The 14,546-nt window shown below is 50.1% G+C and carries 12 protein-coding genes; 10 read left to right on the top strand and 2 right to left on the bottom strand.

From position 1 onward, the window contains the following. Nucleotides 1-27: 27 nt before the first annotated feature. The 7 genes from C8N47_RS10120 (at nucleotide 28) to C8N47_RS10090 (ending at nucleotide 5,583) form a co-directional block, all read left to right on the top strand. Nucleotides 28-597: an anthranilate synthase component II gene (locus C8N47_RS10120; RefSeq protein WP_107822443.1), complete on the top strand. Its 570-nt coding sequence runs from the start codon at nucleotides 28-30 to the stop codon at nucleotides 595-597. 67 nt (nucleotides 598-664) lie between these two features. Beyond that, complete coding sequence (gene trpD, locus C8N47_RS10115) at nucleotides 665-1,657, top strand: anthranilate phosphoribosyltransferase (protein WP_107822442.1); 993 nt, start codon at nucleotides 665-667, stop codon at nucleotides 1,655-1,657. Nucleotides 1,658-1,703: 46 nt separating this feature from the next. Further along, on the top strand, nucleotides 1,704-2,492 hold the full coding sequence (trpC, locus tag C8N47_RS10110) for an indole-3-glycerol phosphate synthase TrpC (RefSeq protein WP_107822441.1): 789 nt from the start codon (nucleotides 1,704-1,706) through the stop codon (nucleotides 2,490-2,492). Nucleotides 2,493-2,502: 10 nt separating this feature from the next. Next, a complete protein-coding gene (locus C8N47_RS10105; RefSeq protein WP_211316100.1) occupies nucleotides 2,503-3,135 on the top strand; it encodes a phosphoribosylanthranilate isomerase in 633 nt (210 codons plus the stop codon). 12 nt (nucleotides 3,136-3,147) lie between these two features. Next, entirely contained in the window at nucleotides 3,148-4,329 is a 1,182-nt protein-coding gene (gene trpB / locus C8N47_RS10100; RefSeq protein ID WP_107822440.1) for a tryptophan synthase subunit beta, read from the top strand. 62 nt (nucleotides 4,330-4,391) lie between these two features. Continuing rightward, nucleotides 4,392-5,174: a tryptophan synthase subunit alpha gene (gene trpA / locus C8N47_RS10095; protein ID WP_107822439.1), complete on the top strand. Its 783-nt coding sequence runs from the start codon at nucleotides 4,392-4,394 to the stop codon at nucleotides 5,172-5,174. Nucleotides 5,175-5,388: 214 nt separating this feature from the next. Next, on the top strand, nucleotides 5,389-5,583 hold the full coding sequence (locus C8N47_RS10090) for a hypothetical protein (protein ID WP_107822438.1): 195 nt from the start codon (nucleotides 5,389-5,391) through the stop codon (nucleotides 5,581-5,583). A gap of 79 nt (nucleotides 5,584-5,662) precedes the next feature. Here C8N47_RS10090 and C8N47_RS10085 read toward each other — a convergent pair whose 3' ends face one another. Further along, the gene (locus C8N47_RS10085) at nucleotides 5,663-6,229 is read right to left on the bottom strand and encodes a DUF3332 domain-containing protein (protein WP_107822437.1); all 567 of its coding nucleotides are present in this window, start codon (nucleotides 6,227-6,229) and stop codon (nucleotides 5,663-5,665) included. 142 nt (nucleotides 6,230-6,371) lie between these two features. On the opposite strand from C8N47_RS10085, the gene C8N47_RS10080 reads away from it, so the two are divergent. After that, nucleotides 6,372-7,400, top strand: coding sequence for an agmatine deiminase family protein (locus C8N47_RS10080; RefSeq protein ID WP_107822436.1), 1,029 nt, complete (start codon nucleotides 6,372-6,374; stop codon nucleotides 7,398-7,400). A gap of 127 nt (nucleotides 7,401-7,527) precedes the next feature. After that, nucleotides 7,528-8,421, top strand: coding sequence for a carbon-nitrogen hydrolase (locus tag C8N47_RS10075; protein WP_107822435.1), 894 nt, complete (start codon nucleotides 7,528-7,530; stop codon nucleotides 8,419-8,421). Nucleotides 8,422-9,484: 1,063 nt separating this feature from the next. Here C8N47_RS10075 and C8N47_RS10070 read toward each other — a convergent pair. Continuing rightward, nucleotides 9,485-11,830: a transglycosylase domain-containing protein gene (locus tag C8N47_RS10070; RefSeq protein WP_107822434.1), complete on the bottom strand. Its 2,346-nt coding sequence runs from the start codon at nucleotides 11,828-11,830 to the stop codon at nucleotides 9,485-9,487. A gap of 324 nt (nucleotides 11,831-12,154) precedes the next feature. Between C8N47_RS10070 and topA the strand changes: the two genes are divergently transcribed. Further along, nucleotides 12,155-14,482 carry a type I DNA topoisomerase gene (topA, locus tag C8N47_RS10065; RefSeq protein WP_107822433.1) on the top strand — a complete coding sequence of 776 codons (2,328 nt, stop codon included), beginning with the start codon at nucleotides 12,155-12,157 and terminating at the stop codon, nucleotides 14,480-14,482. Nucleotides 14,483-14,546: the final 64 nt, after the last annotated feature.

Below are 14,546 nucleotides of genomic sequence, written 5' to 3'. Positions count from 1 at the left end.
TTGCCTTAATCCTTAGAATTTACTACAATGAAAATAGTCATCATCGATAATTACGACTCATTCACCTACAACCTGGTGCATGCCATCAAAAAGATATCCGGTCAGCCTGTCGACGTCATTCGCAACGACGAGCTCGAACTGGGCGACCTGGAGCAATACGACAAGATTGTCCTTTCACCGGGGCCGGGAATTCCCACCGAGGCAGGCTTACTAATGGCTATCATTCGGGAGTTTGCACCTCGTAAAAGTATGTTGGGCGTGTGCCTGGGCCATCAAGCCATTGGCGAATCCTTTGGTGCCCGATTAACCAACATGAGTCATGTTTTACATGGTATCGCAACGCCAATTTGTGTAACTTCGTCCGACCCGGTTCTTTTCGACGGACTGCCCGAGCAATTCGAAGTTGGACGTTACCACTCCTGGATCGTCGACCAGGAAGGACTGCCCGACTGTCTGGAAGTAACCAGTCGCGACGAAAACGGACAGATCATGTCGCTCAGGCATAAAGAGTACGATGTGCGAGGGGTTCAGTTTCACCCCGAATCGGTTCTTACACCCCTGGGTGAAAAACTGATTGCAAACTGGCTGAAAAACTAGATTTCAGCTAAAAGACACCCAACAACAGACCTTTGGATTTTGGAATTTTAAACTTGGAATTTTTGACATGAAAGACACACTGAATTACCTGTTTTCAGGAAATAGCTTAGATAAAAACCAAGCCTGTGAGCTGCTAACGAAGATCGCTGAAGGCCAGTTTACAGATGCCGAGATTGCTTCCTTTTTGACCGTTTTCCGCATGCGCCCGGTGAAAGCCGAAGAGCTCTCCGGTTTTCGCGAAGCCCTGTTAAACCTTTGTGTGAAGGTTGACTTCTCGGAATTCAACACCATCGACGTGGTAGGCACTGGTGGCGACGGTAAAAATACCTTCAATATTTCAACGGCCAGCTGCTTTGTTTTGGCCGGCGCCGGATACAAAGTCACCAAACACGGCAACTACGGTTTATCATCCGTTAGCGGGGCATCCAACATGTTCGAGTATTTCGGCTACAGCTTCAGCAACGATATCGACAAATTAAGAAAAGAACTGGACGAAATTGGCATCTGCTTTTTCCATGCGCCACTTTTCCACCCGGCGATGAAAAACGTTGGACCGGTTCGCCGCGCGCTGAAGGTTCGGACGCTTTTCAATATGATGGGGCCGATTATCAACCCTTGTTCTCCGAAAAACCAACTGGTCGGCACCTCCGATCTGGAGATTATGGATTTGTACAACCAGGTTTTCGAGGCCGGCGATCAAAACTATATGCTCGTACATGCCCTGGATGGTTACGACGAGGTTTCGCTAACCGGTGACACACGCTATATGACCCGAAATGTGGAAGACAACCTGTCGCCGGCCGACTTTGGCTTTTCGCCACTGAAGCCGGAAGAGCTTTCGGGCGGCAACTCCGTGGAAGATGCAGCCGCGATCTTTAAAAATATTATGAATACTGAAGCCACCCAGGCACAGCAAAATGTGGTCATTGCCAATGCGGCACTTGGCATTCAATGTATGTGCCCCGAAAAATCGCTGAGCGATTGTGTTGGCGAGGCAACCGACGCCCTGAAAGGCAAAAAAGCACTCGCCGTATTCACGAAACTGATGAACTCAAATTAAAGCTTCCACTTCGCAAACTTGAAACTTAAAATTTTGAACTTTACAGATGACAATTTTAGACCAAATCAATAACAATAAGCGCCGCGAAATTGCCGAGGCGAAAGAGAAAATAAGTGTGGAAGACTTGAAAAAGTCTCCCTTCTTCAACCGGACACCCAACTCCCTGAAAGCGGCCCTTCGCCTCCCCGGAGCAAGCGGTATTATTGCCGAGTTCAAAACCAAATCGCCCTCGAAAGGGATGATCAACGAGGAAGCCGAGGTTGCTGAGGTAACAGCAGGCTATGTTGAAGCCGGAGTAAGTGGTCTTTCGGTATTAACCGACCTGAACTATTTTGGCGGTTCGTTCGACAACCTGGCCAAAGCCCGTTTCACGAACCCAAGAACACCGATCCTGCGTAAAGACTTTATGCTGGATCCGTACCAGGTGTACGAAGCCAAAGCTCATGGTGCCGACCTGATCTTGCTGATCGCAGCAAGCTTGTCGAAAGAGGAGATGCTGAAAATGACAGAGCTGGCCAAGGAGCTGCAACTGGAGGTTTTAGTTGAAGTACATACGGAAGAGGAAATCGAGAAACTAAATCCCCTGGTTGACCTGGTCGGCGTAAATAACCGAAACCTGAAGACCTTCGAAGTGGATGTGGAAACATCGGTTCGGCTGGGAAAATTGCTACCCGATGATTTGATCCGCATCTCGGAAAGCGGTCTTTCATCGGTGGAGAATATTCATTACCTGCGTAAACATGGCTTTGAAGGCTTCCTGATGGGCGAAAATTTCATGAAAACAGACGACCCGGCACAAGCCTGCATCGACTTTATTGCACAGTTGAACGCTTAGAACAGCGAAAATGAACTCATTGAAGATAAAAGTTTGTGGCATGCGCGATCCGAATAATATCGATGCTGTTTGCGCATCGATGCCGGACTACATCGGCTTCATATTTTACCCAAAGTCGAGCCGTTTTGTCGGAAAAGCCCCCGATGAAACTATTTTCGCCCGCGTGCCGAAATCAACGCAAAAGGTTGGCGTATTTGTTAACGAAACAGCCGAGACGGTCCTTGCCACTTGCCTGCGATACCGGCTTCAGGGAGCACAGCTTCACGGTCACGAATCGCCTGCGTACTGCCTGCAAATTAAACGAGCCGGCTTCACAGTCATCAAGGCATTCTCCGTCGCTGAGGATTTCAATTTCACCACGATCAGCGACTATGAAGGAGCAGTCGATTTCTTTTTGTTCGACACCAAAGGAAAACTGCCCGGTGGCACCGGCCAAAAATTCGATTGGAGCGTGCTCCATCAATACGAGCTAAACACGCCCTTTTTTCTGAGTGGCGGAATCCGCCTGCACGACAGCACCGACATTAAAGCACTGAACCTGCGACAACTGTATGCTGCCGATATCAACAGCGGTTTCGAGATCGAACCCGCTTTAAAAGATGCAAATCAAGTTGCAACATTCATTCAACAAATTCGAAATTAAAAAACACAGAATATGAGCTATCAAGTTAACCGAAAAGGATACTACGGCGAGTTCGGGGGCGCATTTATCCCCGAGATGATGCATCCGAACATCGAAGAATTACAGGAAAAATACATGGAAGTGATCAACTCCTACAATTTCCGGCAGGATTTTATCGCCCTGCTGAAACATTATGTGGGACGTCCTTCGCCACTGTATTACGCACGACGGATGTCGGAGAAATACCAAAGTCACATTTTCCTGAAACGGGAAGATCTGAACCACACCGGATCGCACAAGATTAACAACACCATCGGGCAGATCCTGCTGGCCAAAGCCCTGGGCAAAACACGGATCATTGCCGAAACAGGTGCCGGACAGCATGGCGTTGCCACCGCTACCGTTTGCGCGCTGATGGATATGAAATGCATTGTGTATATGGGTGCGCTCGATGTGCAACGCCAGGCGCCGAACGTGAAAAAAATGCGGATGCTGGGTGCCGAAGTGATTGCTGCCGAGTCGGGCAATAAAACGCTGAAAGACGCCACCAACGAAGCCATGCGCGACTGGATCAACAATCCCGAAGATACCCACTACATCATCGGGTCGGTTGTGGGGCCACACCCTTACCCCGACATGGTAGCCCGTTTTCAGTCGGTGATCAGCGAAGAAATAAAATGGCAGCTGGACGAGCAGCTGGGACGCGAACTGCCCACCCGTGTAATTGCCTGTGTTGGTGGCGGCAGTAATGCTGCCGGTGCCTTCTATCATTTTCTGGACAGTGAAGCTGTTGAGCTAATTGGCGTTGAGGCTGCCGGAAAAGGAATTGAAACCAAAGAGACCGCAGCAACCTTAACACTTGGAAAACCCGGTGTGCTGCACAGCTCCCGTTCGTTTGTGATGCAAACCAACGACGGACAAATTATTGAGCCTTACTCCATTTCGGCCGGTCTGGACTACCCCGGCATTGGCCCCATGCACGCCAACCTGCATGCTACAAAACGCGCCAAATACCTGTGGGCCACCGACGACGAAGTGCTGGAGGCAGCCCTGGAACTGACACAACTGGAAGGCATCATTCCCGCCCTGGAGTCGGCTCACGCCCTGGCCGCGCTGAAAAAACTAAGTCTGAAGCCGGAAGATGTCAACGTGATCAGCCTCTCGGGCCGCGGCGACAAGGATATGGAGACTTATTTAAATCATTTTGGCTACTAAAACCGGATATTGAGGGCTTGACTTGAAGTCAAGCCCTCATTCAAAAAAAAACATTTTCAATCATGAAAAACAGAATCAATCAACTATTTCACGATAAAAAGGAGAACATCCTTTCTGTATATTTCACTGCCGGCTATCCGCAACTGGACGATACGGTGACCATTATCGAGCAACTGGTTGCCAACGGCGTCGATTTGATCGAGATTGGCATGCCTTTTTCCGATCCGGTAGCCGACGGCCCGGTGATCCAGCAAAGCAGCCTTGTTGCTCTAAAAAACGGAATGTGCATTGCCAGGCTATTTGAACAACTCAAAGGAATCCGCGAGAAGGTGAATATCCCCCTCATCCTGATGGGCTACCTGAACCCCGTTTTGCAATACGGCGTTGAAGCCTTTTGTCAGAAATGTGCCGAGGTGGGCATCGATGGCTTAATCCTTCCGGACCTGCCGCTGGAGGAATACCACGACAGCTACCGCGAGATTTTTGCCCGCCACAACCTGCACAATATTCTGCTGATCACCCCACAAACAAGCGAAAAGCGTTTGCATGAAATCGACGAAGCCTCGCACGGCTTCATCTACATGGTGTCCAGCTCGTCGACCACCGGAGTCAAAAGCAGTGTCGCCGATTTCCACCTCGATTATTTTGAGCGAATTAATCAGCTAAAACTGCAAAACCCCCGACTGATCGGCTTCGGCATTTCGAATAAAGAAACCTTCGACAATGCCTGCCAATATGCTCAGGGAGCAATCATCGGAAGTGCCTTTGTTAAAGCGCTTGGCGACAACGGATCGCTGGATGAAAAGATTTCAAAATTTGTTAATCAACTTGTAAAGGGAGTGTAACTGGAGTGCTTTTTCTTTGACCTAACGAATCAAACAAGATGTTTTTAAACAAGGAAAAACGCCCCTTTCAAAGAGGAGCCTGTGGACCAAAGTTTTAATAAGCAAACAAATTCTTAATGCCCGTTAAACTTTGTTAAGCAGCAAAAACCCGTTTTGGATATTCGTTTTCCTGCTGTACCTTTAAGCAACAACAACTAAATTAAACATTCGAACCATGAATGAATATGCAAAAGTGATCCTGCCAAAAGTTAGTTTTAGTAAGGAATTATTCCGCAAAGAATTGGCGAAGTGTATCAGATGGGCCGAAAAGCCCGAAGAACTGGATGACTTAACCCAATGGTGTTTCCGAAATTTCGCGGAAGTACATCCCGAAATTCTAAATGAAGTTTTTACCCATAATGCTGCATAAGCAAAAAAGGCTCCGGTGATTCGGAGCCTTTTTCATTTGGAAGAGCGAAACAGCTCTTCCCTATTCGATCGTTAAGCGCTTATTGCAAGGCGTAAGTGCAATTGGTTTCAACATCCTGCTGAACAGCCACCGGGTCGAAGCCGGGCATCAGTTCCTGAACGCTGCCATCAGGGTAAAACAGGTGATACGAAATCACTTTTCCATCCTGAATATCGACATTCACCAGCTTTTGCAGCTTTTTACCTTTCACCAGGTACCAGCTGTTGTCGTCTTCATTGAAGATCATCTCCGTTTTTTTCTTCGCGTCGTTCAGCTCCTGAACAGTCATTTTGTTTCGTTCAGCGGTCAGGCGATATTTTTTACCGTCAATCTCAACAATCTTTTGATCGTGCTCTCCTTCTTTCATGCCCATTGGGTTGCTGCCGCTCCAAAACTCGATGGTATTCAACACCAGTCCGTCGACTACTGTGGCAACCTCGTAAACCGGAACTATAACGAAGGCCAGGAACACCAGCTCGTTAACAAACTTATCGCCAACAGTGCCATTCCAGTCCCACAGCGAGCGCGTTAAAGTAAAACTACCATAGCAACCTGTCAGTACGACAGTGACCAGCAGCAGTGCAATTGTTTTTTTCCATGATTTCATAGTAATCCGTTTTTTGGGTTAAACTTCCGGATGAAATTTCAAATTCGCTCTTCATCCCTTTTCGATTTGATATATAACGAATAAAACCGCTATTATTGTTTAAAGCAATAGCAACTATTTGCTTTTTGCCTATTTTTGAACCATGAAAACTGAAGGGAATTTTTTACCGGCCGAATGGGTTCGCCAAAGTGGCGTTCAACTCACCTGGCCCGACTGTGAAACCGATTGGTGCGACATCATCGACGAGGTTGTGCCGGTGTACGAGCAGATGGCGCGTGAAATTCTGAAACGGGAAAAATTGCTGCTGGTATGCCGCGACCGATCGCTGCTCCCCCAGTTCCTGCAAGCAGAAAACGAGCGTTTGCTGATTCACCAGATGCCGCTGAACGATACCTGGGCCCGCGATCACGGCGCCCTCACTGTTATTGAAAAAGGCCAGCCAACTCTGCTTAATTTCCGCTTCAATGGTTGGGGAATGAAGTTTGCCGCCTGCCACGACAATCAAATTACACCGACCTTGTTCGCAAACGGTGCATTTCGCAAAGGTGTGCCCATGCTCGATTTTTCGTATTTCACCTTCGAAGGCGGCGCCATTGAAAGCAATAACGAAGGCGTGCTGCTAACCACCAGCGAGTGTCTGCTTTCGAAAAACCGCAACGAACACCTGAGCAAGACCGACGTTGAGTTTTTCCTGAAGAAAGTTTTCGATGCGCAGAAAGTGCTGTGGCTCGACCATGGCTTTCTGGAAGGCGACGATACCGACAGCCACATCGACACACTGGCCCGCTTCTGCTCGGAAAAGACCATTGCCTATGTGAAGTGCGACGATAAAACAGACAGCCACTACCAAGCCTTGCAAAAAATGGAGGAGCAGCTGCAAACGCTGACTGATCAGCACGACAAGCCTTTTCAACTCGTGCCGCTGCCCTTTCCCGAGGCCATTTACGACGAGGATGGCCAACGACTACCGGCAACCTACGCCAACTTTCTGATCGTGAACGGCGCGGTGTTGCTGCCGGTTTACGGGGTGCCGCAGGACAACGAGGCGGTGCGCATCATGCAGACCCTGTTCCCCGATCGCGAGATTGTGCCCATCAACAGTGTGCCGCTGATTAAACAGCACGGCTCCATTCACTGTATCAGCATGCAATTTCCCGAAGGGGTTATTTAATAATCGATTGTTAGACTTAAGCTATTCAGACGCTCGCGATGCACGAATGAACAAATACCTGAAAGTTCCGTTTCGAAATGATTAATTTTAAGACGATCGCGAAGCATTCATTTAAACCAGGCGAATAATGAAGAAAAAAGAAATCCGGGTTGGGCTGATCCAACAAAGCAATACCGCAGCGGTTGACGACAATAAAGCCAAACTGGCTGCCAACATTGCCGACTGCGCTGCCCAGGGCGCCCAACTGGTGGTGCTGCAAGAGCTGCACAACAGCCTCTACTTCTGTCAAACCGAAGATGTTGACTTGTTCGACCTCGCGGAGCCCATCCCCGGCCCGTCGACCGAATTTTACGGGCAGCTGGCCCGGAAGCACAAAATCGTGTTGGTGACTTCCCTGTTCGAGAAACGTGCGCCGGGACTGTACCACAACACCGCGGTGGTGTTCGACACCGACGGATCGATGGCGGGCAAGTACCGCAAGATGCACATTCCCGACGATCCGGGCTTTTACGAGAAGTTCTATTTCACGCCGGGCGATCTGGGCTTTCAACCCATCCAAACATCGGTTGGCAAGCTGGGCGTGTTGGTATGCTGGGATCAGTGGTACCCCGAAGCAGCGCGCCTGATGGCCATGGCCGGTGCCGAGATGCTGATTTACCCCACCGCCATTGGCTGGGATCCGCGCGACACGGCCGACGAACAAAGCCGCCAACAAAATGCCTGGATCACCATTCAGCGCTCGCACGCGGTGGCCAACGGCCTTCCCGTGATCAGCGTCAACCGTGTCGGACTGGAAGACGATCCCTCGGGCAGCTCGGCTGGCATTCAGTTTTGGGGCAACAGCTTTGTGGCTGGCCCGCAAGGCGAACTGCTGGCCCATACCAGCAGCGAGAGGGAAGAAAACCTGCTGGTGAACATCGACCTGAGCCGCTCGGAAGATGTGCGCCGCATTTGGCCCTTCCTGCGCGACCGCCGCATCGAGAACTACGGCGCTATCACCAAGCGCTTCCTGATCGACTAGACTATTTTTGAATAGATCGTTAGATTTTCGGACGACCCAACATCTGTAATGCCTCAATTGAGTATGTTTGGGCAAAGCTCCGGCAGATTCAGAAAAAACATACCTGATTCCGGGGGAATCACCAACAAGGGAGGAAAGTGGATTCTTTTAAATTAGATTGACCCTCCCATTCCGACAAAGTCGGAATTTCCCTCCCTCGCGAGGGAGGACCAGGGTGGGTACATTCGATCGAAGGTAAAAGCCGAAGGGACTTTCAGAAAAAAGGTCCCTTTTCACTCTCGCCTGAAATGACCCAATCCTGACGGATCGATTCAGTTCTGTCCCCTCTCTGCGGGCAGAGCGGGGGAATCCAGAAGCTACAGGTAGATTACAAAAAACACCATCAACGAGTATGAATAACGTTCGATCAATGAGAAAACGTTGGAAACCGGTTGGCCTATTTTTATCGAGATCGAAATCAGACGGAAAACTTAGTGAACCCGGGAAGCTCCGCTCCGGCAGCTGCCGGATTGGAGATCACCCGGTTGAACTTAGCTTTTCGGCAGATGGCGGTTGAAGATAAAAATCAGCCATGACCTTTTTGTTTCGTTTTTGTGTCACTACAAAAATGAAAACCCGTCCGGTAGGACAAAAGATCCTCTTTTATACAAATTAGAATTGACGGAACACTCGCTTAAGCGTCGAAAAAAAGACTTTCAGAAAAAAGCGGTTCGCACGGCTGCGGCGGGCCTTGCTTTTTTTAATCTACCAACGGTAGAATGCCCACGGCACCTGCCGGCAAGCTTCTACCAACGGTAGATTGTTCCCGGCACGAGCGGAGAGCTTCTACGAATGGTAGAAACGCCACAGCACCTGCGGAGAACGATCTACCAACGGTAGATTGTCCACGGCACCTGTCGGCAAGCTTCTACCAACGGTAGATTGTCCACGGCACCTGTCGGCAAGCTTCTACCAATTGTAGATTGCCCAAAGCATGTCCGGCGGCCGATAGCTACAATTTTTTGCAGCAAAAAGGCCATCCCTCGCGGAACAGCCTTTCAATTTATCGTGCTTAATGATTGATCTAAAAGAAGTCTTCGAACGAAGCGGGTTTCTCGCCGGCATCTTCCTGTTCGTCGCAATCCAGATTCATAATGAAGTTCATCGGTTTCTCGAACTCCGAATCGGGCGTATACTCCAACGACTCATCGGCATACACCTTCTTCATAAAACGCCCCCAGATGGGTAGTGCCATGTTGGCTCCCTGTCCGTAGCGGATATTATCGAAGCGGATGCTTCGCAAATCGCCACCGGTCCATACGCCGGCAACAAGCTGGGGTGTTACCCCCATAAACCAGCCATCGGAATGGTTCTGCGTGGTTCCTGTTTTTCCGGCAATAGGTCCTTCAATGCCGCCATACACCTTGTGCCAGCGCAGGCGCGTTGCGGTACCGTTATTCACCACCCCTTGCAGCAGGTTAATCATCAGATAAGCTGTTTTATCGTCGATTGCGTCGTGCCGCTCGGGTCGGAAAGTGGCAATCACGTTGCCATACTTATCTTCAATGCGGGTCACAAAATAGGGCTGTGTATAAACCCCTTTATTACCAAAAGTGCCGTAAGCGCCCACCATCTCGTAGAGCGAAATGTCGGATGTTCCCAAAAACATGGAGGGCACCGGATCGATATAACTGTAAATGCCCATCTTTTTCATCACATCGACCACCGACTGCGGGTTAAACTGTTTCATCACCCAGGCCGAAATCTGGTTCACCGAATTGGCCAAGCCCCACTTCAGGGTCACCATCTTACCGTCGTAGTCCGATTTGCCCGAGTTTTTAGCCTCCCAAACCGTGCCGTCGCCCAGAATAAACTGTTGCCTCACATTGGGCACCTTGGTACAGGGCGACAGGCCGTTTTGCATGGCCAGGGTATAGAGGAAGGGCTTCACCGTAGATCCCACCTGCCGCTTTCCGCCCAGCACCATATCGTACATGAAGTGGCGGTAGTCGGGGCCGCCCACGTAGGCACGCACCTGCCCGCTCTGAATATCCATCGCCATCATCGACGAGCGCAGGTAGCTCAGGTAATACTGAATGGAGTCCATGGGACTCATGATGGTATCGATATCGCCCTTCCACGAGAAGACCGACATTTCCACCTTCTTATTGAAGATCTCGTCAATCTCTTTGGCTTTCTTGCCCTGCACGCGCAACACGCGGTAGCGCTCGCTCTGCCGCATCGACAGGTTAAGCAGATGCTCCACCCCTTCGTCACTCATATCGTCCGAAAAAGGCGGATGTTTCAGACTTTTCAGGTGGCGGTTAAACGAGGGCTGCAAGTCCAGGCTCAGATGTTCGGTTACCGCTTCTTCGGCATACTGCTGCATCCGCGAATCGATGGTGGTAAAAATCCGCAGGCCATCTTCGTACAAGTCGTAGTTGCTGCCGTCGGGTTTAAAATTCTTTTTACACCAGCCATACAGCGGGTTGGTTTCCCAGGCTACCGAATCTTCGCGGTATTTGGTGGTTTGCCACGAGGCATATTTCGAGCGGTCGGGTTTGCCGGCACCCATGGTTATGCGCAAATATTCGCGGAAGTACGGCGCCAGGCCCTCTTTAAAGTCTTCACGGGTAAACTCCAGCTCCATCGGCAAGGCCGACAGCGAGTCCTTCGCGGCTTTGGTCAGGTAGCCGTAACGATACATCTGCGCCAACACCACATTGCGGCGCTCCTTGGTGAGCTCGGGCCGACGAACCGGGTTAAACAGCGCCGAGTTTTTAGCCATCCCCACCAGCATGGCCGACTGCTCGGTACGCAGCGAGTCGGGCACGGTATTGAAATAAATCCGGGCAGCCGACTTCACACCGACAGCCAGGTTCAGAAAATCATACTTATTTAAATACATGGCGATGATTTCTTCCTTGGTGTAGCTCTTTTCGAGCTTCACGGCAATCACCCATTCTTTAAATTTGCGAAGCACCAGATCCAGCTTGCTATCCATGCCATTACGGGGAAAGAGCATTTTGGCCAGCTGCTGACTGAGCGTACTACCGCCACCGCTGCTGCTGTCGCCGGTGATCACCCCTTTTAGCACGCGCAGCAAACCGCGCAGGTCGATGCCCGAGTGATCGTAAAAACGCACATCCTCGGTGGCCAGCAAGGCTTTCACCAGATTGTCGGGCAGCTGCTCGTAAGTAACAAAAGAGCGGTTTTCCCGAAAATACCGGCCAATAGACACCTGATCGCGCGAAATTACCTCCGAGGCCAGCAGGCTTTCGGGGTTTTCCAACTGCTTAAACGAGGGCATCTCCCCCAGTTTGCCTTCCGCGATCAGATAAAACATGCTGCTAACGGCAAGCAGTCCGAGCGCAAAAACAGTCCAGAAAATAATGCTGTATTTTCGGTAAGCTTTCTTCACGTTTTTCATGAATAATCAATTGTAGATTGAGCGACAAATATAACGAAAGGAATAAAACTATTATTTCGCGGCCCGGCGGCCCGGTTGTACTAAAAAGCAACGCGCTCCGTCGCACCGGTAAAACCGTCGGTACCGGCACCCCCGAATTGGCCCTTCAATCTACTGAAATACTGCCGTCTAAATCACCCTCAAACTACCCTACCGAAAGGGGTGTAAAACGAATAAAATAATCATTTTCAAAGATATAAAGCCACAATTTTTGTTGAATTAAAATTTGATGATCGCCCGACATTTATTTTATTTGCAGAAATTTTTATCGTTTGGAGGATATATATGCAAGAGAATCTGGTCATCGTCGAGTCTCCCGCCAAAGCCAAAACCATTGAGAAGTTTCTTGGAAAAGACTTCCTGGTTACATCCAGCATGGGGCACATTCGCGACCTCGAAAAAAAGGACGCGGGAATAGACCTGGAAAACAATTACCTTCCCAAATACGTCGTCTCACCCGACAAAAAGAAGATTGTTAGCGAACTGAAAAAACTCGCCAAGGACGCCAAGCTGGTGTGGATCGCATCCGATGAGGACCGCGAGGGAGAAGCCATTGCCTGGCACTTGCAAGAGGTACTGAAGCTGAAACCGGAAAAAACAAAGCGAATTGTTTTTCACGAAATTACCAAAGAAGCCATCCTGAAGGCTGTGGATAACCCACGCCCCATCGATATTAATTTAGTGAATGCCCAACAGGCCCGGCGTGTGCTCGACCGGCTGGTGGGCTTTGAAGTGTCGCCGGTTTTATGGAAGAAAGTAAAACCATCGCTCTCAGCCGGACGTGTGCAGTCTGTTGCCGTACGCCTGATTGTTGAACGCGAGCGCGAAATCATTCATTTTACAGCAACATCAGCCTTTCGCTTAACGGCTGTTTTCCTCGTTCCCGACGAAAACGGAAATGTCGTTGAGCTGAAAGCCGAGCTCAATAAACGGTTTAACACCAAAGCGGAAGCCCGCGCCTTTCTCGAGAAATGTCAATCGGCCGAGTTCAGCATTGCCGACATTCAGAAAAAACCATCCAAACGTACACCGGCAGCTCCTTTTACAACCTCGACCTTGCAACAGGAGGCCAGCCGCAAGTTAGGATTCTCGGTATCGCAAACCATGTCGGTTGCCCAGCGTCTGTACGAATCGGGGAAAATCACCTATATGCGTACCGACTCGGTGAACCTGTCGGATTTGGCCATCACGACCGCCAAAAGCAAAATTCTGGATATGCACGGCGAGAAATACCATAAGTTCCGCCAGTACACCACCAAGTCGAAAGGCGCACAAGAGGCTCACGAAGCCATCCGGCCAACCTATCTGGATCAGGAAGAAGTTTCGGGAACAGCGCAGGAAAAACGCCTGTACGAGCTCATCTGGAAACGCACCATCGCCTCGCAAATGGCCGATGCCGAGCTGGAACGAACAACCATCTCGATTAAAGTTTCCAATGCACCGGAAGTTTTCCAGGCAACCGGCGAGATCATCAAGTTCGACGGTTTTCTGCGGGTTTATCTCGAATCGACTGACAACGAAGACGAAGGCAGTGAATCCAAAACGCTGCTTCCCCCGGTCAAAGTTGACCAGCTGCTGCGCGCCGAGCAAATTGATGCCACCGAGCGTTTCAGCCAAAAACCGGCGCGCTACACCGAAGCCAGCCTGGTGAAAAAACTCGAAGAACAAGGTATTGGCCGGCCATCAACTTATGCGCCAACCATCACAACCATCCAAAACCGCGGCTATGTGGTCAAAGAAGACCGCCCGGGTGTGGAACGTCAGTATGCCACCCTCAGCCTGAAAAACGGCAAGCTCAGCGAAAAGGAAAAAACCGAGATTACCGGTGCCGAAAAATCGAAACTGTTCCCCACCGACATTGGCATGGTGGTCAACGACTTTTTAGTGAAATACTTCGAAAAAATCATGGACTACAGCTTTACAGCCAATGTAGAAGTTGATTTTGACGAAATTGCCGATGGCAAACGCATCTGGACCGAGGTGATCGACGCTTTTTACAAGCCCTTCCATCACCATGTTGAAGATGCTTTGGAAAACTCGGAACGCACCAACGGCGAGCGCTACCTGGGCGACGACCCGGCCACCGGACTTCCGGTGTCGGTGAAGATTGGCCGCTACGGCCCCCTGGCGCAGCTGGGCGAAACAACCGAGGAAGGCGATAAACCACGCTTTGCCAGCCTCCGCTCGGGACAAATACTGGAGACCATCACCCTGGAGGAAGCCCTGGAGCTGTTTAAGCTTCCGCGCGACCTGGGCGAGTACGAAGACAAAAAGGTTCGGGTTAACATTGGCCGCTTTGGTCCATACGTGCAGCACGACGGCAAATTTGTCTCGCTCGAGAAGAATGTCGACGACCCCTACTCGGTAGAGCTGCCCCGGGCCATTGAACTGATTGAAGCCAAGCGCGAGAAAGACCGCAAAGCCTTGATCAAAACCTTCGACGAAGAACCGGAACTGCGCATCCTGGAAGGACGCTGGGGACCCTACATCTCGTACAAAAAGAAAAACTACAAAATTGCCAAAGGCACCGATGCCGCCGCACTGAGTCTCGAGGATTGTATGAAGATCATCGAAGCCGGACCGGCACCGAAAAAACGAGGCCGAAAAAAATAAATTCGAAAAGGCAAATACAGAAGTATTTGCCTTTTTTGTTGAAAAGCGTAATTTCATGGATAGA

This window comes from Mangrovibacterium marinum (assembly GCF_003046625.1).
Lineage (GTDB): Bacteria > Bacteroidota > Bacteroidia > Bacteroidales > Prolixibacteraceae > Mangrovibacterium > Mangrovibacterium marinum.
The sequence above is the reverse complement of the archived record's forward strand: the minus strand, read 5'-3'. Positions and strand labels throughout refer to the sequence as shown.